General features: G+C 71.5%; 20 protein-coding genes. 11 read left to right on the plus strand and 9 right to left on the minus strand.

Features of this window, described 5'->3' with window-relative positions; genetic code table 11:
* Window positions 1–20 precede the first annotated feature (20 nt).
* From F9C12_RS39905 to F9C12_RS39915, 3 genes are all read right to left on the minus strand, one after another.
* Window positions 21–995 (minus strand): pirin family protein, encoded by a 975-nt coding sequence (locus F9C12_RS39905; protein WP_409179479.1) that lies wholly within the window; start codon window positions 993–995, stop codon window positions 21–23.
* 275 nt (window positions 996–1270) lie between these two features.
* On the minus strand, window positions 1271–2098 hold the full coding sequence (locus F9C12_RS39910) for an alpha/beta fold hydrolase (RefSeq protein ID WP_409179480.1): 828 nt from the start codon (window positions 2096–2098) through the stop codon (window positions 1271–1273).
* Window positions 2099–2108: 10 nt separating this feature from the next.
* Window positions 2109–3161 (minus strand): peptidase dimerization domain-containing protein, encoded by a 1053-nt coding sequence (locus F9C12_RS39915; RefSeq protein ID WP_409463890.1) that lies wholly within the window; start codon window positions 3159–3161, stop codon window positions 2109–2111.
* Between the two features lie 96 nt (window positions 3162–3257).
* Between F9C12_RS39915 and F9C12_RS39920 the strand changes: the two genes are divergently transcribed.
* Complete coding sequence (locus tag F9C12_RS39920; RefSeq protein WP_409463891.1) at window positions 3258–4175, plus strand: hypothetical protein; 918 nt, start codon at window positions 3258–3260, stop codon at window positions 4173–4175.
* Window positions 4176–4181: 6 nt separating this feature from the next.
* Here the strand turns inward: F9C12_RS39920 and F9C12_RS39925 are convergent, their stop codons facing one another.
* Window positions 4182–4649, minus strand: coding sequence for a MarR family winged helix-turn-helix transcriptional regulator (locus F9C12_RS39925; protein WP_409179483.1), 468 nt, complete (start codon window positions 4647–4649; stop codon window positions 4182–4184).
* 134 nt (window positions 4650–4783) lie between these two features.
* Here F9C12_RS39925 and F9C12_RS39930 point away from each other — a divergent pair, with 134 nt between their 5' ends.
* The 6 genes from F9C12_RS39930 (at window position 4784) to F9C12_RS39955 (ending at window position 11405) form a co-directional block, all read left to right on the plus strand.
* Complete coding sequence (locus F9C12_RS39930) at window positions 4784–5968, plus strand: FAD-dependent monooxygenase (RefSeq protein WP_409463892.1); 1185 nt, start codon at window positions 4784–4786, stop codon at window positions 5966–5968.
* 124 nt (window positions 5969–6092) lie between these two features.
* Window positions 6093–7925: an FUSC family protein gene (locus F9C12_RS39935; protein WP_409463893.1), complete on the plus strand. Its 1833-nt coding sequence runs from the start codon at window positions 6093–6095 to the stop codon at window positions 7923–7925.
* A gap of 64 nt (window positions 7926–7989) precedes the next feature.
* Entirely contained in the window at window positions 7990–8757 is a 768-nt protein-coding gene (locus F9C12_RS39940; RefSeq protein WP_409179486.1) for an NPP1 family protein, read from the plus strand.
* A 38-nt stretch (window positions 8758–8795) separates the two neighbouring features.
* A complete protein-coding gene (locus F9C12_RS39945) occupies window positions 8796–9989 on the plus strand; it encodes a CaiB/BaiF CoA transferase family protein (RefSeq protein WP_409179487.1) in 1194 nt (397 codons plus the stop codon).
* A 33-nt stretch (window positions 9990–10022) separates the two neighbouring features.
* Window positions 10023–10451 carry a MarR family winged helix-turn-helix transcriptional regulator gene (locus F9C12_RS39950; RefSeq protein WP_409179488.1) on the plus strand — a complete coding sequence of 143 codons (429 nt, stop codon included), beginning with the start codon at window positions 10023–10025 and terminating at the stop codon, window positions 10449–10451.
* Window positions 10452–10610: 159 nt separating this feature from the next.
* Window positions 10611–11405 (plus strand): crotonase/enoyl-CoA hydratase family protein, encoded by a 795-nt coding sequence (locus tag F9C12_RS39955; RefSeq protein ID WP_409463894.1) that lies wholly within the window; start codon window positions 10611–10613, stop codon window positions 11403–11405.
* 270 nt (window positions 11406–11675) lie between these two features.
* Here F9C12_RS39955 and catC read toward each other — a convergent pair whose 3' ends face one another.
* The 4 genes from catC to F9C12_RS39975 are packed head-to-tail and all read right to left on the minus strand — an operon-like array spanning window position 11676 to window position 14856.
* On the minus strand, window positions 11676–11954 hold the full coding sequence (gene catC, locus F9C12_RS39960) for a muconolactone Delta-isomerase (RefSeq protein ID WP_406634616.1): 279 nt from the start codon (window positions 11952–11954) through the stop codon (window positions 11676–11678).
* 15 nt (window positions 11955–11969) lie between these two features.
* On the minus strand, window positions 11970–12815 hold the full coding sequence (gene catA / locus F9C12_RS39965; RefSeq protein WP_409179490.1) for a catechol 1,2-dioxygenase: 846 nt from the start codon (window positions 12813–12815) through the stop codon (window positions 11970–11972).
* Between the two features lie 32 nt (window positions 12816–12847).
* Entirely contained in the window at window positions 12848–13951 is a 1104-nt protein-coding gene (locus tag F9C12_RS39970; protein ID WP_409463895.1) for a mandelate racemase/muconate lactonizing enzyme family protein, read from the minus strand.
* Complete coding sequence (locus tag F9C12_RS39975) at window positions 13948–14856, minus strand: LysR substrate-binding domain-containing protein (protein WP_409179492.1); 909 nt, start codon at window positions 14854–14856, stop codon at window positions 13948–13950. Before F9C12_RS39975 ends, F9C12_RS39970 begins: the two co-directional genes overlap by 4 nt.
* Window positions 14857–15085: 229 nt before the next feature.
* Between F9C12_RS39975 and benA the strand changes: the two genes are divergently transcribed.
* The 4 genes from benA to F9C12_RS39995 are packed head-to-tail and all read left to right on the plus strand — an operon-like array spanning window position 15086 to window position 22118.
* The gene (gene benA, locus F9C12_RS39980; RefSeq protein ID WP_409463896.1) at window positions 15086–16456 is read left to right on the plus strand and encodes a benzoate 1,2-dioxygenase large subunit; all 1371 of its coding nucleotides are present in this window, start codon (window positions 15086–15088) and stop codon (window positions 16454–16456) included.
* Window positions 16453–16962 (plus strand): benzoate 1,2-dioxygenase small subunit, encoded by a 510-nt coding sequence (benB, locus tag F9C12_RS39985; protein ID WP_409179494.1) that lies wholly within the window; start codon window positions 16453–16455, stop codon window positions 16960–16962. The genes benA and benB overlap by 4 nt, the downstream gene beginning before the upstream one ends.
* Before the next feature lie 12 nt (window positions 16963–16974).
* Entirely contained in the window at window positions 16975–19458 is a 2484-nt protein-coding gene (benC, locus tag F9C12_RS39990) for a benzoate 1,2-dioxygenase electron transfer component BenC (protein WP_409463897.1), read from the plus strand.
* 29 nt (window positions 19459–19487) lie between these two features.
* Window positions 19488–22118: a LuxR C-terminal-related transcriptional regulator gene (locus F9C12_RS39995; RefSeq protein WP_409463898.1), complete on the plus strand. Its 2631-nt coding sequence runs from the start codon at window positions 19488–19490 to the stop codon at window positions 22116–22118.
* Between the two features lie 57 nt (window positions 22119–22175).
* Here the strand turns inward: F9C12_RS39995 and F9C12_RS40000 are convergent, their stop codons facing one another.
* Window positions 22176–22937, minus strand: coding sequence for a hypothetical protein (locus F9C12_RS40000; protein ID WP_409463899.1), 762 nt, complete (start codon window positions 22935–22937; stop codon window positions 22176–22178).
* Window positions 22938–23027: the final 90 nt, after the last annotated feature.

Here is a 23027-nt window from a genome sequence, read left to right on the forward strand (position 1 = left end):
GCGTCACCGTTCCGGGAGGCTCACGCCGGGTTGCGGCGCGGTTTGATCCGCACCGCGGGCAGCGGGGGAGCGGGCAGCCGCGCCGGGCCGCCGGGGTACGGCTCGATCGCGCCGAACTGGTCGGAATTCGCCTCCCAGGCCGCGCGGTACTCGGCGATCTCGTCGTGGCTGCGGCCGACGAAGTTCCACCACATCAGGATTTCCTCGCCGAACGGCGGCCCGCCGAGCACGATCGCCCGCGCCGGCGACGGGCCGGGGTTGTGCAGGTCGAGCGTGGCCGCGCCGATGCCGAGGTAACCGAGCTGAGCCCGTTGCAGCGGGGTGCCCGCGAAGACGATTTCCCCGGTGTCCAGCAGGACGCCATGCTCGAAGGACGGGTCCGCGTCGAGGCGGATGCTCGCGCCCGGTTCGAGGACGAGTTCCGCGCCCAGCAACGGAGTGAAGGTCTTCACCGGCGAGGTCGCCCCGGCCAGCGTGCCGAGGAAGACGCGCGCGGTGGCCCCGTCGAGTTCGGTGGCCGGCGGCGCGTAATGCTGGAAGTCCCGCGCGGTGTGCCGGTGCTCGTCCGGCAGCGCGACCCAGAGCTGGACCCCGTGCAGCGTCGTCGTTTCCGGCGTCGACACCTCTTCGTGGCAGATGCCGTGCCCGCCGGTCATCAGGTTCAGCTCGCCGGGCCGGACCATCGCGTGCGAGCCGAGGCTGTCGCGGTGTTCGATCTCGCCGGCGAACAGCCAGCTCACCGTCTGCAGCCCGGTGTGCGGATGCGGGCCGACCGACATGCCGCCGCTGACCGAGGTGTCGTCGGGACCGTAGTGGTCGGCGAAGCACCACGCGCCGATGAGCGACCGCCGGCGCTGCGGCAGGGTGCGGCGGACCGGCATCGCCCGCGGTCCGCCGAGCGGCACGGAACGGGCGTCGAGGATCTCGACCTTGCCGGGGCCGACCGGATCGCCGCCGCACGCCAGTTCGGCCGGGTCGGTCTCGACGTTGCTCATGCCGGACACGATAACCGGCGGTGGCGCGGGTTCCTGCCCGGCTGGGGTCGCGGCCGCCGGGAAAGGCCGCGGCGGCAAACGGCCGGAAATGCTTCGCTGATCCTGATCCGCGGAAACCCGGCACGCGCTGCCGGCGGCAGAGGCCCGATCGGCTGGCCGATATCGCAGATTCAGGCCGAAGTCATAGCCAGGTCCGGCCGCCGCATGGTGGAGGGCTCAAATCGGCACGGCTGACGATCCGGCGGCACCACTACGCGTCGCCGCGGGAGCGCCCCTCACGGACGGTCGAGGAGGTTGCGCAGCCAGTCGAGCGCGGTCGGGAGCGCGTTCAGCACCGAGATGTGCCCGTCGCGCGGACGCAGCCACAGTTCGGCGTCCGGGAGGTTCCGCAGGAGCCATTCGCCGTGGCTGGCCGGGACGATCCGGTCCTCGCCGCCGTGCACCAGCAGCACCGGGACCCGCACGTCGGAGACCGGGAATCCCCACGGTGCGGCATACGCGAGGTCGTCGTCGGCTTCCGCGGCCACGTCCGCCGCGGCGCCGGCGTCCTGGCCCAGCGGCGCCCAGGCGCCGCGCAGTGCCGTCCAGTCCGCGTCGGTGAAGCTCGCCGGGTCGAATTCCTGCGTTTTCCCGTGCCGCAGCCGGGTTTCCCGGCCCTCGCGGGCGGCCCGCAGCCAGCTGTCGTCGGCCATCCCGTCGTACCAGTCGTACTCCTCGGAGAACGGCGCCATTCCGCCGAGCGACACCGCGGCCGGCACCCGATCCGGCAGCCTCGCGGCGCAGGCCAGCGCGTGCGGTCCGCCGCCGGACGCGCCCGCCACCGCGAACCGCGGCAGGTCCAGGGCGTCCGCCAGCTGCCGGACGTCCTCGGCGGCCGACCCGACCGTCCGCCCGGTGTCCGGAGCGGACTCGCCGTATCCCGGCCGGGCATAGGAAACGACCCGGAAGCCCCGCGCGGCAGCGGCTTCCACGACCGGAGACAGCAAGCGGCCGGACTGCGGGGTCCCGTGGTGCCACACCACGGGAAAACCGCCGCCCCCGCTGTCGTGGACCCGAAGATTCCGGCCGTCCGGCAGCGGCACGTCCGCGGTCGTCGTCCCCATGCCGAGGACTTTAGCCGCGCCGCCGCGCTCGGTCGGCGAAATTGTCCCAGGCCTGGCGCACCAGAGCCGGATGCGCGAGCAGGTCCGACGCGGTCCGGGCCAGCGCCGACGCGGTCGCGAGCAGCACCGTCCGGGCGCGCGGCGAGCCGGTCGCCTCGGCGAACGCCCGGCTGCCGACCGCGCGCACCGGATCGTGGAGCGCGACGGACGGATGGATGGCCGGCATCCGCACGCTCAGATCGCCCACCTCCGCCCGGCCGGGAATCGCCGCGGCTCCCGCCGGGGACGCGTGGATCCCGCACGCCGCGAGATGCCGGGCGAAATGCCCGGACAGCACCGGATTGTCCTGGAACCGCGCGTGAATCGGCCCGAACCGTTCGACGTTCGCCTTGGTCCCGGTCGCCATCGCGGCGCCCTCGGCGGCCGTGGTCACCTCGGTGACGACCCGGCCGAGCGTTTCCGCGTCGGGTGCGCGCAAGCCGAAGCGGGCTTCGGCGAAATCGGGCACCACGTCGGTGGATTCTCCGCCGTGCGTCACGATTCCCCGCACCTCCGACCCGGCGGGCAGCCGCGCTCGCAGCGCGGCGATCGCGGTGAAGACCTGCACCAGCCCGGCGACCGCGTCCGTGCTGTCCTCGGGGGCCGGTCCGGAATTCCCCTGCACGGTGACCCGCAGCTCGGTCCGGGCGGCGAGCGGCGCGGCGGCCCAGGTGTGCACGCCGGGCTGGAAGGTCAGCACCGCGTCGATGCCGTCGGCGGGGCGGTCGGTGACCACGAGCGAACCGGATTCCAGCGTCCGGACCGTCGCGAGCGCCGCGCCGACGATGGCCGCGGCGACGAGGTTGTGCCCGAATTCCCGCAGCCGGTCGGACGGCAGCAGCAGGGCGACGCACGGCCGCCCGGAACCGTAGCGCGCGGTGCGGCCGGAGACGGCGAACCCGGCGTCGGCGAGCTGGCCGAGGCCCGGCTCGCCGTCCGGGTCGCGGGACCAGGCCCAGAGCCGCTCGGCGAGCAGTTCGATCTCGTGGTCGGTCCGGTCGTGCCGGTCCTCGTCGGGCTCCATGCCGCTCAGGTACCCGCCGGGCAGCGATTCGATCCCCGGCGGAAGTGGGTAATTCGGCCGTTGGCGCGGCCCGGCCGGTGCGCGAGGGTCACTGCCATGACAGCGGGAACCTACCGGGTGCTGCCGGCCGAGGTGTCGGCGATCGTGAAGAACGTGGAAGGCCTCGGCGCCGCGGCGTTCTCGGCCGTGCGCGACCTCGAGACGCTCGTGATCGACGCCCTGTCGTTCGCCGGCATCGGCAGCGGGGTGGCCGCCGCGAACGCCTTGCTGCAGTCGAAGCTCGTGTCGTCGCTCGGCGATTTCGTGAAGCTGATCGAACAGGTCAACGGCAAGGTGGCGCACGCGGCGCACAACTACGCCGAGGCCGACACCGCGGTGGCCCAGGGCTACGGCGGCGGCACGGGCGGCGGGGGAGCTGGGGCCGGCGGCGGTGCGGCTGCTGGGGGTGCCGCACCGCACCAGCTGGACGACCGGGTCGTCGACTCGATCATGCGGTCCGAGGGCGCGAGCGGCGAACAGGGCGGGGTGCGCGAGGCGTACGGCTTCCGCGAGAGCATGCACAACGGCTACGACCAGATCATGGCCGCTCGCGAGCAGTACGGCGTCGGCAGCGCCGAGGAACGCGCGGTGGTCGCGCAGCTGATGACCGCGAACGCGCGCCGCGCCGGCGCCCTGGAATTCACCGACCCGGGCACGCAGGCCGCGATCATGTCCGGCGCGCACATGCGCGGCGCGGGCGGCGTCCGGGCGATCCTGAACCACATGGGCGGCGCGGACATCGTGCAGAGCGCGCGCACCCTCGACCCGGCGGCGGTGGAGCATCTGCGCGGGCTGTCGCCGGAGGAGTTCCAGCAGCAGTTCCGCGACGCCCGGATCGAGTACGACCGGGAGGTCTACGGCGACACGACCACCCGCCAGAACGGGCACACGCAGAACTGGTGGGACCGCTACGGGAACGGACTGACCCAGCGCTACGACCGCGAACAGCGGGAGTTCCTGCGGCTGTCGCGGTGACGGCGTTCAGTCCCAGTCGGACAGCCGGGCCGTCAGGTCCTCGACGAGCCGCTTCATCAGCCGGTCGAGGAGCTGGCGGTCTTCTGCCGTCCAGTCGCTGAGGGCGGCGGAGAACCAGCCCTCGATCACGCCGACGTAGCGGTCGGCGGCGGCCTCTCCCTCCGGCGTCAGCTCGATCAGCCGGGCCCGCTGGTCGTCCGGATCGGCCACGCGCCGGACCAGGCCGCGGCTTTCCAGCGCCTGCACCTGCCGCGTCGCGTGCGGTCCGACGACGTTCATCCGGCTCGCGATCTCGCCGACCCGCAGCGGTTCGCCCTCCAGGCGCAGGATGCCGAGCACGCTCACCGCCGGCCGTTCCAGCGGCAGCCCGGTGGCCTCGACCGCGCGCTCGAACAGCTTTCCCCGGCGCAGCGTCCCGCTCAGCTCGTTCAGCCGGGGGAGCAGGTCCCGGAACAGGGAAGGGACGGCGGACATCGCGGGCTCCTTGATTAGATACCTAACTTAGGTATATAGTTGGGTCGCCGGGATCGCGGGAGGCGGGTCCGGCCGGTCTCGAAAATGATACCTAAGGTAGGCATCTATCGCTTGCCGAGGGGAAGGGGAGAACCATGAGCGGGAGTGTGCTGATCTCGGGGGCGAGCATCGCGGGCCCGGCGCTGGCGTACTGGCTGAACCGGTACGGCTTCGCGGTCACCGTGGTGGAGAAGGCGCCGGCGGTGCGCGGCGGCGGGTATCCGATCGACATGCGCGGCCCGGCCGTCGAGGTGCTGCGGCGGATGGGGCTGGAGGAGAAGGCGCGGGCGCGGCACGTCGCGACCCGGCGGATTTCGTTCCTCGACGTGGACGGCAGCCTCCTCAAGGGGCTCGAACCGGCGGCGGTGACCGGGGACCTGACGGGGCACGACATCGAACTGGCCCGCGGCGACCTCACCAGCCTCCTTTACGACGCGGTCCGCGACGACGTCGAGTTCCGCTTCTCGGAGTCGATCGCGGACCTGGACGACCGCGGGGCCGCGGTGGACGTGCGGTTCGCCAGCGGCCGGCGGCAGACGTTCGACCTGGTCATCGGCGCGGACGGGCTGCATTCGAAGACCCGTTCGCTGATCTTCGGGCCCGAGGAGCAGTTCCACCGCTACCTCGGCTGCTGCTTCGCCGGGTTCACCATGCCCAACGACCTCGGGTTGTCGCACGAGGGGGTCGTGTGGGCCGTCCCGGGCCACAGCGCGGCGCTCTACGCCACCGGGGACGGCGACGGGGACATGCACGCGTTCCTGCAGTTCAGCCGCGAGGATCCGCCGTTCCACGCCTTCGCTGACCCGCGGGCGCAGCGCGATCTGGTCGCCAGCTGCTTCGAGGGCGACGGCTGGCTGGTGCCTCGGATGGTCGAGGCGATGCGCTCGGCGGACGATCTGTTCTTCGACGTGGTCAGCCAGATCCGCCTGCCGGTGTGGTCGAAGGGCCGGGTGGCGCTGGCCGGGGACGCCGCGCACGCCACGTCGTTCCTGTCCGGGCAGGGCTCGAGCCTCGCGATGGTCGGCGCGTACCTGCTGGCCTACGAGCTGGCCGCCGCTCCGCACGACGAGGCGTTCGCGGCGTACGAGGCTCGGTCGCGCGAGTTCGTGGAGCGCAACCAGGCGCTGGCCACGGACGGCGCGTCGGTCATGGCGCCGCGGACGCAAGCGGAGCTGGAAGCGCGGAACGCGGCGTTGCGGTCGGTGGACGGGTTGGAAGGACAGGCGCGCGGCGAGGTGTACACGCTGCTGACGCTGCCGCCGGAGCGCGCGGCCGTCTGACGTCGTGAGTGCTGGTCCCGGTTAGAACCGGGATAAGCACTCACGAGCTTTCCCCGCTGCACAGTGCGGCAATGCGGCGTGCGAGGCTACCCGGCGGCATTGCGCGGTGACGGAACGGGGCGGGATGAACGCGATTGCGCGCGGCGGCGGGATGCTCGCGGCGATTCTGGTGGTCGTCGGCGGCACGGCCGGGCTCGGGGTGGCGCTCGGGCTCGGCGCGACGGCGATCCTGGCCGGGCTGACCGCGTTGTTCTGCTTCATCGCCGCCACCGGAGGGCCGTTGCGGCCGGACCTGTGGCTGCTCGCCGCGTTCGCCCCGGCGGTCGTGCTCGGCGGGGCCGGGCCGCGGCTGCTGGGCGAGGTGTCGCCGGTCGCGTCGATCGCGCTGCTCGTGCTGGTGGTGTTCGCGGCCGCGCTGGTGCCCGCGCTCGGGCCGCGGTACGTGACGGTCGGGCTCGGGCTCGGGATGGCTTCGGTGTTCGGCTACGGCTTCCAGCTGAGCGGCACGGCCAGCCCGGCGCAGATCGTCTGCGCGCCGGCGCTGGCCGTCGCGGTCGTGTTCGTGCTGCGGCTGCTGATGGGGCTGGGCGATCCGGGCAAGCCGACCCGCACCGCGCTGGCCGACGCGCTCGCCGGGCCGGATCGGGCGAGCGCGGAACGGGCGGTGCGGTTGTGGGTGACCGACCGGCCGCGCGCGTGGCAGGCGCGGGTGCTCGCCGGAGGCGCGCGCTACCACGGCACGGCCGCGTTGCTGCGCGACCGGCTGCGCGCGTTCGACGAGGCGCAGGCGGCGGCGGTGACCCGCGTGCTCGACGCCGCGGACGAACAGGTCGCGGCGCTGGCGGAAGCCGTGCGGGCCAAGACCGTTTCGGACCCGCCGGAGATCGAGCGGAGCGCCCCGGACGTCGCGCTGCCCGGCGACACCTCGGCGCTGCTCGACGAAGCCTGGGCCGGGCTGTCCGCGGTCCGGGAGGCAGCCCTGCGTCGCGACGAGTCCATTGTGGACTTCCCGCGGCATCTCGTGCGCGAGGCCTTGCGGCGGGAGGCGACCGGGGTGTTCTCGTGGCGCTCCGCGCAGTTGCGGCACGCGGTGCGGTGTGCGCTGGGAATGCTGGTCGCGGCGGTGATCGCGGCGTTCCGTCCGGGCGATCCGCTCACGGTGTCGTTCCTGATGACGACCTTCGCGCTCATGCAGCCGGAGTGGCGGGACACGCTGGCGAAGGCGTGGCAGCGCGCCGCCGGCGCGGTGGCCGGGGCCGTGGTGCTGGCGGTCGCGCTGTGGCTGTTGCCGCCGGGCGCGTTGCTGCCGCTGGGGATTGTCGCGCTGCTCGTTGGATTCCCGTTCATGCAGGTGCAGCCGATGGTGTTCAACGGCTGCATGGTGCTGATGAGCGTCGGGATGAACGCGACGACGCGGCATCTGGACGCGGTTTCGGTGCTCATGGAGTACCTGCTGCTGGTGGCGCTCGCCGTGGTGATCGGGCTTCTGTTCGGCTTCGCCGCGGTGCCGGGCGTGCCGAAACCTTCGGTGGCGCAAAGGTTTTCCGACGCGGTCGAGGAGACTGGCGAGCTGCTCGCGGCGGTGGCGGAGCGATTGCGCGGCGGAGGCGGCCGGCGTGAGGTCGGCTTGCGGTTCCGCGCCGCGGCCCGGACGCATCAGGACCTGTTGAGCCCCGAGCCCGGCAGCCGGGAGCCTTCGGCGGAGCAACGGGAAGCGTTGGAAGAAGCCGGACAGGGCTTGCGCGGTCTCGCGGCGTCGGCGGGCGCGTTGCTGCAGCGGGACGGGCAGTCTCCCGCGATGGCGTCCTTCGCGGAAGCCGCGGCCGCTGCACTGGCCGGAAGCCGGGAGCTGCCCGCGCGTCCGGTCGAGGCCGACGAGGAGGAACGGCTGCTGGCCGACCTCGTCCGGGCGGATCTGCTGCGCGTGCATCGGGGTGCGGAGGTGCTCGCGGGCTGAAAGGGCATCGGATGCTTCCCTTGCGTCCCTTCACCTTCCGCGTTCGCGATGGCACCATCCGGAGATGAGGAAACTCCCGCTCGCCCGCGCCGCGACGGTCGCCGGATGCATGGCGTTGCTGTTCCCGGTGACCGCGGCGTACGCCGATCCACCGCACAACTTGCCGCAGAACGCCAACGGATACGAGCAGTCCTTCTCGCCCGCCTACGACTACGACGGCGACGGTTGCTACGCCACCCCGGCGATCGGCCCGGACGGCACGCTCGCGCCGGGCCTCAAGACCACCGGCGCGGTCAACGGCAACTGCCACGACAAGTCCGACCTGGACAACTCCCAGACCTACTCGCGCTCGACCTGCAACCACGGCTGGTGCGCGGTCGTCTACGCGAGCTACTTCGAGAAGGACCAGGCCGTCGACGGCAGCGGCCTCGGCGGACACCGGCACGACTGGGAGCACGTGATCTCGTGGATCGACCAGTCGGCGAACCAGGTCGAATACGTCACGACCACGCAGCACTCGTCGCAGGTCACGTACCCGCGGTCGAAGGTGAACTTCGACGGTTCCCACCCGAAGGTCGTCTACCACAAGGACGGCCTCGGCACGCACTTCTTCCGGCTGGCCGACGCCCACGACGAACCGCCGGAAAACCACTACCACGATTGGCGGTACCCACCTTTGGTCGGCTGGGACGGGTGGCCGTCGGCAGCTCTGCGCGACCGCCTGATGAACGCGGATTTCGGCGCCGCCACGATCAAGATCAGCGACGGCAGGTACCAGGACCTGCTGGAGAAGGCGAAGCCGTCCGGGATCCCCTTCGACCCGCGCGGCTGACCTTCCACGCGAGCGAAAACCGGGTAATAGTAAGCGGCATGCACCCGGACTCCGCGCTTCCGCTGGACGGAATCACCGTCGTCTCGATCGAACAGGCGGTCGCCGCCCCGCTGGCCACCCGCACCCTGGCCGACCTGGGCGCCCGCGTCGTCAAGGTGGAACGGGCGGACGGCGGGGACTTCGCCCGCGAATACGACCACGTGGTCCACGGCACCGGCGCCCACTTCGTCTGGCTCAACCGGGGCAAGGAATCCCTGGCCGTGGACCTCAAGACCGGGGAAGGCCGCGACGTCGTCCGCCGGCTCGTCGCCCGCGCCGACGTCTTCGTGCAGAACCTGGCCCCCGGAGCGGCCGCCCGCCTGGGGTTCGGCGCGGCCGAGCTGCGGGCGGACCGCCCGGAACTGGTCGCGGTGGACCTCTCCGGCTACGGGACCGGCGGCCCCAGGGAACAGCGCAAGGCCTACGACATGCTGGTCCAGGCCGAAGCCGGGCTGATCGGCATCACCGGCACCCCGGACACCCCGGTCAAGACCGGCATCCCGGCCGCCGACATCGCCTCCGGGATGTACTGCGCGCAAGCCGTGCTGGCCGCCCTGCTGCGCCGCTGGCGGACCGGCCAGGGCGCGACGGTCGAGGTGTCGATGCTGGAGGCGACCGTCGAATGGATGGGCTACGCGATGTACAGCCAGATGTACTCCGGCCGCCAGCCCGCGCGGATGGGCCTGAGCCACGCGTCGATCGCCCCCTACGACGCGTACCCGACGAAAGACGGCCAGATGCTGATCGGCGTCCAGAACGACAGCGGATGGCGGACCCTGGTCACCTCGGTCCTCGAAGCCCCGCACCTGGCCGCCGACCCCCGATTCGCCACGAACGTCCTGCGCGTGCAGCACCGGGCGGAGTGCGACGCGGCGGTCGCCGCCGAGACCGTCCGATGGTCCACAGTGGAATTGGACGAACGGCTCGCGAACGCGGGAATCCCGGCGGCGCAAGTGAAACAGGTCGCCGACGTCGTCGCCGATCCGCAGCTGCGCGCCCGCGACCGCTGGCGGAAGATCGGCACCGAGCACGCCGTCGTCGACGCGCTCCTGCCGCCGGTGACGTTCGCCGACGTCGAGGCGCGGATGGGCGACGTCCCGGCGTTCGGCGCGCACACCCGCGCGCTGCTCGAGGAAGCCGGGGCCGACGCGGACGACCTGCTGCGCCGGGGAATCGCCGCCGAGCCGCGTTGACAGTTGTATGGTGCATCTCTAGCATGCGGGGACATGCCGGGAGAAGACCGCGACGGCGACGCCCTGGACGCTATCCACCGCGCGATGATCCTGTTTTCCCGCGGGTCCCGGGTGCGCTCGAACGAACTGTACGAGGGGCTCGGGTTCGTGCAGTACACGATGCTGTCCTCGATCGACCTCGCGGACTGCGCGCACGCGGCGGATCTCGCCCAGGAGTACGGGCTCGACCCCTCGACGGTGAGCAGGCAGCTCGCGGAACTGGAGAACGCCGGGCTGCTGGTGCGCGGCCCGGACCCGCGGCATTCGCGCCGGCAGCGGCTCGAGCTGACCGAAGCCGGGCATCGCGCGCTGGCGATCACCCGTGCGGCGCAACGGAAACGGCTCGAAGACCGGCTGCGGGACTGGCCGCGCCGCGACGTGGCCGAGTTCGGGCGGCTGCTGAGCAGGTTCGTCGAGTCCTAGCGGTCCACTGTGGACGCTTGAGCCGAGGCGGACCTTCCGGCTCGAGTGGACGGCCGCCGCGGGAACCGGCACGGTGGGGTGGTGGCCGGTGCGGTGCCCTCCGGCCCGGACCCGACCACGAGAAGGCGCCGGCCCTCGCGCCGGCGGAGGAGGACGGCCATGCCCGCAGACGCCCCTGCCGCGCTTGTCGACCAGCGCGGACACGTCCTGGTCATCACGCTCAACCGGCCGCACGCGATGAACTCGGTCAACGCCGAGCTGAGCGAACTCGTCGGCACCGCGCTGGAACGGGCCGAGCGGGACCCGGAAACGCGGGTCGTGGTGCTGACCGGCGCGGGGGAGCGGGCGTTCTGCGCCGGCGCCGACCTGAAAGCCGTGGCGCGGGGCGAATCGCTCGCCGCGCCGGGCCACGAGGAATGGGGCTTCGCCGGGTACGTGCGGCACCCGGTCTCGAAGCCGACGATCGCCGCGGTGAACGGATTCGCTCTCGGCGGCGGCACGGAACTCGCGCTGGCCAGCGACCTGGTGGTGGCGGCCGAATCGGCGGCCTTCGGGCTCCCGGAGGTCAAACGCGGCCTGTTCGCCGCGGCGGGCGGGGCGTTCCGGCTGCCCCGGCAGATCCCGCGGAAGATCGCGATGGAGATGATGTTCACCGGCGAACCGCTGGACGCCGCCCGCGCGGCGACGCTGGGACTGGTCAACCACGTGGTCGCGGACGCCGACGTGCTGGCCGAGGCGCTGGCGCTGGCGGAGAAGATCGCCGCGAACGCGCCGTTGGCGGTGCAGGCGAGCAAACGCGTCGCACTGGGCATTGTGGACGGTGCGATCCCGGCTGAGGACGTCTTTTGGGACAACAATCGGGAGAACGCCGTCGCAGTAATGACGAGCGAGGACGTGCGCGAGGGGACGCAGGCGTTCGTCGAGAAGCGCGCGCCGGTTTGGCAGGCCAGGTAAGCGTTCCGGACGTCCGTGAGGGGAACCCTGACGGAATCGGAGTCCCTGAGAGGGTGTGGTGGTTAGTCGTTGGTGTCTTCTGGTGGCGTGCGGCTTCGGTTTCGGTGGGGCCGCGGGGTTCGATGTGTTCGCCGCCCTCGCTGGTTTTCGCCGAGTCATACGACGGCTTGCCCGAACACACGCACACCCGACCCGATGATCGGCGATCACCGGGTTCCACAACACCCTCTCAGGGTTCCCTCGCGGACGAGAAGTCCGGGAGCGGGCAAGTTAGTCCACTTTGGACGGATGCCGGGCGAGGGCGGTCACCTGGATGTCCATGTACGGGAACAGCGGCAGGTTCGACAGGATCTGGTGCAGCTCGTCGTGGTCGGCGACGTCCAGCACCGAGTAGTTCGCGTACTCGCCCGCGATCCGCCAGATGTGCGGCCATTTCCCGCTGCGCTGCAGCTGCTGGCTGTACTCCTTCTCGCGCGCGATGAGGGCGTCGCGGACCGCCGGGTCCAGGTCCGCGGGCAGGCGGACGTCCATCCGCACGTGGTAAAGCATGAGGCTCCTAACGAATCAGAGGGCCGGGTCGAGGACGAAGCTGTATTCGACGGTTTCGCCGTTGTCCGCGGGCCGGGGGTCGAGCAGCAGTTCCGGCTTCACCGCGGACGCGATGTCGTCGTCGTTGTGCTCGTCGCCGGGGAAGTACAGCTGCGCGGTGAGCAGTTCGTGGCCCGGCGCGGACACCTTGACGTGCAGGTGCGCCGGACGCCAGGCGTGCCAGCCCGCCGCCGCGATCAGTTTGCCGCAGGCGCCGTCGGTCGGGATCTGGTACGGCGCGGGCCGCACGGTGTGGATTTCGAAGCGGCCTTCGTCGTCGGTGGTGAAGGTGCCGCGCAGATTCCACTCCGGGATACCCGGCGCGAACTGCGAATACAGGCCGTCCGCGTCCGCGTGCCACAGTTCGACCTTCGCGCCGCCCAGCGCCTCGCCGGTGGTCGAGGTGACCTGGCCGGTCCAGACCAGCGGGGTGCCCGGCTCGTTCTCCCGCGTCGGGATCTTGCCGCGCGCGCCCCGCTCGGGAGCGTCCGGCACGTAGTAGGGGCCTTCGATGGTGCCCTTGTTGCCCTTGCGGTGCTCGGTGGCGACCTCTTCGACGACGTGCTCGACCCAGACGTCGAGGAACAGCGGCCATTCGCCGTCCTCGCCGACGCTGATCAGCCACGATTTCAACGCGTTGTATTCGTCGTAGGTCACCTTGTGCTTGCGGATCGTCGCGTGCACGGCCTCCAGCACCTCGCGGGCGAGCAGGCTGACCCGTTCCTTCGGGGTGCCCGCGACGCCGGCGAGCTTGTCGCTCTTGAACCGTTCGGTGGCGTTGGCTCCGGACGCGGCGGCGGTGGGGGAATGCGTGGCGGTCATGAATCCTCCTTGATCCATCGGGGGTTTCCGGCTCAGCGGTCCTGCCGGTAGTGCCGGAGCTTGCCGGGGTCGAGTTCGGCGCCGAGGCCGGCGCCGGGGCGGATGGCCAGTTCGCCGTCCGCGATGCGCAGCGGTTCGGCGAGCAGGTCGTCGGTCATGTCGAGGAAATTGGACAGTTCGCCGGGGCGGCGGGCCGTCAGCTCGTACGACGCTCCGAACGCGACAGTGCACAGTGAACCGATCTGGCCGTCGATCTGGTTGCCCATCACCACTTCCAGTCCGAGGCCTTCGGCGAGATGGTGCGTGCGCTGCGAACGCGTGAAACCGGTGCGGGCGGTTTTGATGCTGATCGCGGTGGCCGAGCCGCCGAGGATCTCGCGGGTCACGTCGGCCGGGGTCACCGCGGATTCGTCGGCGATGAACGGAACGTCCATACGGGACACGAGCCAGCGGCGGCCGAGCACGTCGTCGGCGGGGCACAGCTCCTCGGCGAACAGCAGGTCGAGGTCGGCCATTTCCCGCATCGCGCGAGCGGATTCCGCGGCCGTCCAGCCCCGGTTGCCGTCCACGTACAGGTCGACCTCGGCGCCGAACCGCTCCCGCAGCGCGCGAACCACCGCGGTGTCCAGGGAGACCGGACGGCGGCCGACTTTCACCTTGAACGTCGTGATCCCGTAGCTGTCGCGGATCCGCTCCGCCTCGGCGACCATCGCGGCCGGCTCGTCGAAGCCGAGCATGTGCGACACCTTCATGCGGTCGGTGTAGCCGCCGAGCAGTTCGGTGACCGAGACGTCGAGGCTTTGCCCGAGCGCGTCCCAGATCGCCATGTCCAAAGCGGACTTCGCGGCCGGATTCCCGACCGTGCGGGAAAGCCGGGCGTGCACCGTCTCGCGTTCGAGCAGGCTCAGCCCCACGACCTGCGGCGCGAAAACGGTCTCCAGCACGGCCACGATCCCGGCCTGGGTCTCGCCGTAGGTGAACGGCCGCGGCGGCGCTTCGGCCACGCCGACCACGCCGTCGTCGGTGTGCACGCGGACCAGCACGTGCTCGGCCGTGTGCACCTCGCCGGACGCGAAGCGCAGCGGTTTGCGGTAGGGGATGGCGAACGGGATCGCCTCCACCCGGGTGATCTTCATCGTGTCCTCCCTGACACGGGCAGTTCGACGGGGAACAGCTCGCCGAGCGCGTCGAGCACGGCCGGGACCAGTGCCGAGGCCCGGTCGCGGTGCCAGGCGAGCGCGAGCTGGACGGTGGCCGCTCCGGCGAGGTCGCGGAACACGACCCCGGCCAGCGGCAGCGCCCGCGCGGACGCGGGGACGACGCCGACGCCGAGACCTCCGGCGACGAGCGCGAGCAGCACCGCGGTGCCGGCCGCTTCGTGCTCGCGGTGCGGGGTGAAACCGGCGTCGCGGCAGCTGCGCAGCACCGCTTCGTTGACGACGGAGTGGCTGGCCGGATAGGTGACGAACGCTTCGGCGCGCAGATCGCTCATCGCCACGACCGGTTCGACCGCGAGCCGGTGGTCGGCCGGGACGGCGAGCACGAGCGGTTCGGTCTCGATGACGTGCAGGTCGAGGTCGCCGCCGGTGACCGGCGGACGCAGCACGCCGATGTCGAGCGTGCCGTCGCGCAGCTGGGCGCACTGCTCGCCGGTGAGCAGGTCGGCGTGCACTTCGAGTTCGACCTCGGGCAGCCGGTGCTGCAGCGCGCGGGCGACCTGCGGCAGGTGCGACAGCGCGGCGGTGCCGGTGAAGCCGATCCGGGCGAGGCCGCGCCGCCCGTCGGCGATGCGCCGGGCTCCGCGCGCGCCCGCCTCGACGGCGTCCAGGATCCGCTGGGCCTCGGCCAGGAAGAACTGGCCGGCCGGGGTGACCTGCACCTGCCGGGTCGTGCGGCTGAGCAGGGCGACGCCCAGTTCGTCCTCCAGCTGCCGGATCGCGTGCGACAGCGCGGGCTGGGCGAGGTGCAGGCGTTCGGCGGCGCGGCCGAAGTGGCAGGTCTCGGCGACCGCGGCGAAGTACCGCAGGTGGCGCAGTTCCATCGGGCTGCCTCCTCACCGGCTCCTCGCGTGGTCTCGCTCACCGTAGGTTCCGGCATTGAGTGAAGACAAGGAGCGGTTTGCGTGCGATTGATAAACCGCATCGAATAATCGCACCCTGGGTCAGGACTGGGGCTTGCCCTGGTGTGGCTGGGGCCACGGGCTGGCACAGTGCGGGAAACGCCCTGGTGGGGAGCCGATCAGTGCAGATCCGAGGCCCGTTGGAGGAGTCATGGCCGAGATGCTGGACCACGCCGCTTCGCTCGTCGCGGACGCGGTGGTGGAGGACCCGGAGGCGGGCGTCTACCGCGCGAACCGCCGGATCTTCACCGACGAGGAGATCTTCGAACTCGAGATGAAGCACATCTTCGAGGGCAACTGGATCTACCTCGCGCACGAGAGCCAGCTGCCCGATCCCGGGGACTACTTCACCACCACGATCGGCCGCCAGCCGGTCGTCGTCACTCGCGACAAGGCCGGCGAGCTGCACTGCCTGATCAACGCGTGCGCGCACCGCGGCGCGATGATCTGCCGCCGGAAACGGGACAACCGGCCCACGCTGACCTGCCCGTTCCACGGCTGGACCTTCCGCAACGACGGCAAGCTGCTCAAGGTCAAGGACCCGGACGGCGCGGGCTACCCGGAATCGTTCGACACCGGCGGCTCGCACGACCTGACGAAGGTCGCCCGGTTCGAGTCCTACCGCGGGTTCCTGTTCGGCAGCCTCAATCCGGACGTCCTTCCGCTGACCGAGCACCTGGGCGACGCCGCCAAGGTGATCGACATGCTCGTGGACCAGTCGCCGGACGGACTTGAAGTACTGCGCGGGGCCTCCACGTATACCTACGACGGCAACTGGAAGGTCCAGGCGGAGAACGGCGCGGACGGCTACCACGTCACCGCGACGCACTGGAATTACGCGGCCACCACGGCCCGGCGCAACACCGGCGAATCGGCGAACGACACGAAGACCCTCGACGCCGGTTCGTGGGGCAAGTCCGGCGGCGGCTACTGGTCGTTCCCGCACGGGCACCTGTGCCTGTGGACCTGGGCGGGCAATCCGCAGGACCGGCCCCTGTGGCCGCGGATGGCGGAGCTGAAGGAGAAATACGGCGACGCCAAGGGCGAGTTCATGGTGCGCGGGTCCCGGAACCTGTGCGTGTACCCCAACGTGTACCTGATGGACCAGTTCTCGACGCAGATCCGGCATTTCCGGCCGATCGCGCCGGACAAGACCGAGGTCACCATCTACTGCATCGCGCCGAAGGGCGAGAGCGCGCAAGCGCGGGCGTGGCGGATCCGGCAGTACGAGGATTTCTTCAACGCCTCGGGCATGGCCACGCCGGACGATCTGGAGGAATTCCGGTCCTGTCAGCTCACTTTCCGCGCGACGGCCGCACCGTGGAACGACATGAGCCGCGGGGCACGCCATTGGCTCACCGGACCGGACGAGGTCGCGTCGTCGCTCGGGCTGCACGGGGTCGTTTCGGCCGGGCAGAAGAACGAGGACGAGGGTCTTTATCCGGTGCAGCACGGGTATTGGCAGGAAGCCATGCGCGCGGCGATCGCCCGTGAGCAGGCTGTTCGAGGAGGGGCCCGATGACCGCCGCCGCCGGGAAAACCATCACCCAGCACGACGTCGAGCAGTTTCTCTACCGCGAAGCCCGGTATCTGGACGACCGCGAGTTCGAGAAGTGGCTGGAGTGCTACGCCGACGACGTCGTGTACTGGATGCCTTCCTGGGGAGACGACGATCTGCTCACCGAGGACCCGCAGCGCGACATTTCGCTGATTTATTACCCGAACAAGGGCGGGCTCGAGGACCGGGTGTTCCGGATCCGCACCGAACGGTCGAGCGCGACGTCCATTCCGGAACCGCGGACCAGCCACAACATCGCGAACGTCGAACTGATCGAGCGGCACGGCGATCTGGTGGACGTGCGGTTCAACTGGCACACGATGTATTTCCGGTACCACACGGTCGATCCGTATTACGGGACTTCGTTCTACACCATCGATTTCTCCGGTCCTTCGCCGTTGATCCGGCGGAAAACGGTGGTGCTCAAGAACGACTACATTCATCACGTCGTCGACGTGTACCATTTCTGAGCGGAGGCGGTCATGAACCACTGGATCGCTCTGTCCTTTGAGGACGGTGTCACTCGCTTTGTCACCTGCGCGCCGGAGCAGACGGTCGCGGACGCGTCCTACCGGCAGCGCATCAACATTCCGCTCGATTGCCGCGACGGCGCGTGCGGAACCTGCAAGGCGTTCTGCGAATCGGGGGAGTACGACGGCGGGTCGTATCTCGAAGACGCGTTGAGCGCGGACGAGGCGGAGCGCGGTTATGTGCTGCCGTGCAGCATGAAGCCGAAGTCCGATCTGGTGTTGCAGATCGCGAGCACGTCGGCGGTCGCGAAAACGCAGGCCGCGGAACATCACGGCACTCTTGTCGCGCTGGACCGGCTTTCGCCGACGACGATGTCGCTGACGGTGGAGATCCGCGAGCGCGGCCGGCTGGCTTTCCTGCCCGGGCAATACGTGAACATCGCCGTGCCAGGGACCGAGGCGACCCGGTCGTATTCGTTCAGCAACGCGCCCGAGGACGAGCGGCTCACTTTCCTCGTGAAGCTCACGCCGGGCGGCGTCATGTCGGATTACCTGACCGGACGGGCGAAACCCGGCGACGCACTGACCTTCACCGGGCCGCACGGGAGCTTCTTCCTGCGCGAGACGGACCGGTCGGTGCTGCTGCTCGCCGGGGGCACCGGGCTCGCGCCGATCCTGTCCATTGTGCGCGCTATGCGCGATTCTGGTCTGACCAGACCCGCGCACCTGATATACGGCGTGAGCACCGACGACGACCTGGTCGAGACGGGGACGCTGGAGAAGCTCGCCGCCGAGGTTCCCGGGCTGACCTGGGATTACTGCGTTTCCGACCCGAGGAGTGCCGCGCCGAACAAGGGCTACGTGACCGCCTTGATCCGGGACGAGCACCTGCACGGCGGCGACGTCGCGGTGTACCTGTGCGGGCCCCCGCCGATGGTGGAGGCGGTGCGGGGCCACTTCGCCTCGGCCGGATTCGAGCCGACCGGGTTCTACTACGAGAAATTCGCGCTGGCGGCGCCAGTTCGGGCGCCAGAGATCCCAGCCGAGCCGGTTGCCATGGCAGTTCCGGAACCTGAACCGGAATTCGGCGCGGGCCGGGCGCTCGCCGGGCAGGAGCTGTTCCCGGCGGTCGAACTGAACCCGGTGCGGGCCGGAGCGGTGGTGTCCGCCGCGGAAGAAGCCCGGGTCGCGCGCACGATCGCGGGCCAGGAAATGCTGCCCGCGGCCGGCGAAGCGCCGGGCGGGTACGAAATCGGCGAGGAACACCCGTCGGTCCACGAATCGGACGCCGTTTTCGAGGCCCGGCAAGCCCTCGAACTGGGTGCGCTCGAACTGACCATCGGCCGGTTGACCTCGGGCCAGCTCGCCGGATACCGGCTGCTGGCCGAGTCGACCGTGCCCTATGTGGACGGTGACCGGTTCCTCGACGCCGCTGCCTACACCGAAACCAACGCGGCGTTCCACGACTACCTGTTCACCCTGACCGGCAACGAACACCTCCTGCAGGCATATCAGGCGCTCGGCGTGAAAGGCCACATGGCCGAGACGCTGCGCAACGCGACCTGGTGCCATCCGCGCTGCACGCAGGACCACCTGGACCTGGTCGCCGCGTTCGAGTCCGGCGACCGCGCGGCCGCGCGCAGGCTGGTGGCCGAGCACGCGGAACGGTCGAAGCTCACCACCCGCCGCGCGATGGGCGACGCGGCGGCGCGGCCGAAATTCCTGTCGCCGGGCCGGTTCGCGGGCAAGGTCGTGGTGGTCACCGGGGCCGCGCAGGGCATCGGCGAGGCGACCGCCCGGCGGATCGCCGCGGAGGGCGGCGCGCTGGTGCTCGCCGACCGGTCGGGCCTGGTCAGCGGCCTGGCCGACGAGCTGCCCGAGGCCGCGGCGGTGGTCGCCGACCTGGAGACCTGGGCGGGCGCGCAGGCGGTCGCGGAGGCCGCGCTGGCCCGGTTCGGCCGGATCGACGTGCTGGTCAACAACGTGGGCGGCGCGCTGCGGTTCAAGCCGTTCACCGAATTCGCCCCGGACGAAATCGAGGCCGAACTCCGCCGGTCCCTGCTGACCGCGCTGTTCTCCTGCCGGGCCGCGCTGCCGTCGATGGCGCAGCGCGGCGGCGGGGTGATCGTGAACGTCTCGTCGGCGGCCACCCGCGGCATCCACCGGATCCCGTACTCGGCGGCGAAAGGCGGGGTCAACGCGCTGACCGCGTCGCTGGCCTTCGAATACGCGGACGCGGGCGTCCGGGTGGTCGCGACCGCGCCGGGCGGCACCGAGGCCCCGCCGCGGCGCATCCCGCGCGGCGGCCCCGATCCGGCCACTGACCAGGAACGGGAGTGGTTCCAGGCGCACATCGACCAGACTGTCGGGTCGTCATTGCTGAAGCGGTACGGCACTCTGGACGAGCAGGCCGCGGCGATCGCGTTCCTGGCCTCGGACGAGGCCTCGTATGTCACCGGCACCGTCCTGCCCGTCGCCGGGGGCGATCCCGGCTGACGGCGGCATCCGGAGAAGCGGGGAGGACCGTGACGACCGCGGCGGAGGAGCTGGCCGGCCTGCTGTCCCAGGCGGGGCGCGCGGTGCTGCTGTGCGGTCCGGCCGGATGCGGGCGCACCACCCTGGCGCGGCGGGCCGCCGGCGCGTTCCCCGGGCCGGTGCTCCGCGCGACCGCCGCCGAATGGGAGAGCGGCAGCGCGTTCGCCGTGCTGCGCCAGCTGTTCCCGGACGTGCCGACCGACGACGGTCCGCTCTCGGTCGCGGGACGGATCGCGGCGGAGCTGCTGCCGGGGACGTTGCTGGTGGTCGACGACGCGCAACTGGCCGACGTGGACTCGATCCGGACGCTGTCGTCGCTGCTGCGGCACCATCCGGCGGCGCGGGCGACGGTGCTGCTCACCGCCGCGACCGGCGATTCCCGCGCCCGTGCGGACGTTCAGGAACTGCTCGCGCGGATGTCCGGCGACGAGGTGCGGGTGCCGCCGCTGGACGCCGCGGAAGTGTCCGAGCTGGCCTCGGCGCACGGGATCGCTCTGCACCCGACGATGGCCGAACGCTTGTGCCGGCACACGCTTGGCCGGCCGCGCGACGTCGTGCGGCTGCTGACCGAGGTCCCGCGTGCGACTTGGGCCGGGTTCGATCCGAATCTCCCCGCACCGGCCGCGGTCGCTGCTTCGGTGCGCGAACGGATCTCGCGGCTTTCTCCGGCGGCGGAACGGTTTGTCGCGGCCGCGGCGGTGCTCGGCGGCGGTGCGGCGGTGCGCTCGGTGGCGTCGCTGGCCGATCTCGACGGCGATCCGCTGCCGGTGCTGGACGAGGCGTGCGCGACGCGGCTGGTCGAACTCGCGCCGCGCGGGCTGGCCGAGGTCGGGCCGCCGGACCCGATGGTGCGCGCGGCGGTTCTGGCCGGGCTGGGCCCGGAAAGGCGGTCGAAGCTGCAGCGGCGGGCGGCGGAACTGGTCGAGGATCCGGCGCGGAGCTTGCGGTTGCTGGTCGCGGCCAGTCCGGTGCCGGACGCGGGCGTCGCGGACCGGCTCGACGCGCTGGCGGTCGAGCGGGCCGCGGCAGGGGCGTGGGGGACGGCCGCGGTGCTGCTCAACGACGCTGGACGGCTCACCGAAGACGCGGAACTGCGGCAGGCTCGGATCACCCGGGCGGTCGACGCGCTGATCGGCACCGGCGACGTGTTCCGGGCCGCCGCGCTCGCCCCGGAAGTCGAGAGCGTGCGCGAGACGCCGTTGCGGGACGCGGTGCTGGGCTACCTCGCGGTGGTGCGGGGCCGGGCGGCGGAAGCCGGCGGACGGTTGAGCCGGGCCTGGGATATCGTCAACGCCTCGAGAGATCCGGAGACGGCTGCGTTGATATGTCAGCGCTATGTGCTCGACGCGCTGTGCCGGTACTCCGCGGAGGACCTGGTGCGCTGGGCGGACCGGGCTCTCGAGCTGGCGGTGCCGGAGACGCCGGCCGCGGTGGAGGCGGCGGCGATCCGGGGCCTCGGGCTCGCCGCTTCGGGACGGGCCAAGCAGGCGCGGCGGGATTACGCGCGGCTGGCGGACCGGATCCGGCACGGGGCGCAGGCGCAGCGGGTCGTGATGGCGCGGGGATGGCTGAATCTGCTCGCCGACCGGATCGACGACGCCCGGGTGGACCTGGAAAGCGCGGTGCCCACGAGCTATCTGGGCGGCTCGGCGCGGATTTCCTTGTGGGCGCGGGCATGGCTGGCGCGGACGCTGTTCCTGAGCGGGGAATGGGACGACGCGTTGCGGGTGGTCCGGGAAGCGCTGGCGCTCGTGGACCGGACCGGAATCGTGCTCGCCGCGCCGTTGCTGCACTGGACTTCGGCCGCGGTGCACGCGTTGCGCGGGGACCACGGGCGGGCCGAGGAGGCGTTGCTCGCTTGTGCGGCGGGACCGCAGGATTACGAGATCATGCGGGTCCCGGCATTGCTGGCGCGGGCGCAGGTCGCGGAGGCCGCGGCTGATTCCGCAGGCGTGCTGCGGGCCTTGCATCCGCTGACCCGGTTGTCGCTGCCGACTTCGGTGGACGAGCCCGGACATTGGCCCTGGCACGACCTGTACGCGCACGCTTTGGTCCTTAGTGGACGATCGGCGGAGGCGGACGCGTTCCTGGCTCCGCACGAGCGGGCCGCGGGAAAACGGGAGCATGCTTCGGCGCGGGCCCGGCTGGCGGCGGCTCGCGGGCGGTTGCTGGGCGCGCGGAACGATCATGTCGGTGCGGTGGCGGCGTTCGACGCCGCGCTGGAATTGATCGGGGCGCTGCCGTTGCGGTACGACCAGGCGCGGATCGCGTTCGCGTATGGACAGACGTTGCGGAGGCTGGGCCGGCGGGCCCGGGCGGACGCGCAATTGGCTGCCGCCCGGGACGGGTTCGCTTCGATGGGGGCGGTGACGTGTGTCGCCCGGTGCGAGCGGGAATTGCGGGCCGGCGGCGTGCACGTGCCGCGGAGCGGGGCGGATCAGCTGACGCCGCAGGAGGAGGCGGTGGCGCGGATGGTCGCCCGTGGACAGTCCAACCGGGAGGTGGCCGCGGAATTGTTCCTGTCGGTCAAGACTGTGCAATATCACTTGACGCGGATTTACGCGAAATTGGGAATTCGGGGCCGCACGGAGTTGGCGGTCTTGCGTTCCGGGGACGCGTGAAAGCCTCCTCGCCCGCGACGGCGAGGAGGCCTTCAACCGTCCACTATGGACTCAGCGTCAGCGGCACTTCAGGGCGCCGTCGCTGATCGCCACTCCGCCGACGGTTCCGTTGTCGGCGGGGGTGAACACGAAACGCCAGCCCGGCTTTTCCGCGATGGGAAGCTCGAACCGCCCGGCCGTGCCGGGCTTCAGGCCGCGCGCGTCGTACGCCTTGTGCAGGTCGGCCAGCGACGAACCGACGCCGATGCCCTCCGCGGTCTTGGCTCCGGGAGGAGCGCCCAGTTCGTGCAGGCCGTTCTTGCCGAACGAGGCGCCGCCGGCCGCGGCGAACGCCTTGTCGCGCTCTTCGCGCTTGCCCGCCAGTTCGGCGCTCGCCATCGCGGAGTCGGCCGCCAGCTGCGCCGCTTCCGCGTCCTTGGCGGCGGCTTTGGCCAGCTCCGCGGCGGACTTGCCCGCGCTCTGCTTCGCCTCGTGGTCCGCCGCGTCGGATCTGGCGTAGAGGTCGTCGGCCTTGCGCTGCGCCTCGGTTTCGGCGGCCAGCTTGGCCGGGTCCGGCGCCGGGCCGCCCTGCCAGCTCAGGACCGTGCAGCCGTCCAGCGCCGAGACCGGGGCGGCGGCGAGTTTCCCGGTGGCGACAGCCGCTTCCTTGGCCATCCCCGGGGCGATGCCGCGGTAGCCGGCCGCGCCGAAGGCCTCCGGGCGGGCGGCGGCCGTTTCCGCCGGGGCCGCGCCGGTTCCCGGCGAACACGCCGCCAGCGCGGCGAACGCGGCGAGCGCCGCGGCCGAACGGCCGATGGACAGGACGGAACTCTTGTGCATGCGATTCCCCTCGTACGGACCCGATTTTCCGGGTCGTCGTTCCCGGTGCACCGAGATATCGATCAACTTACCGGCGGGGACCACCGGGTT

It is taken from the genome of Amycolatopsis sp. GA6-003 (assembly GCF_046267895.1).
Lineage (GTDB): Bacteria > Actinomycetota > Actinomycetes > Mycobacteriales > Pseudonocardiaceae > Amycolatopsis.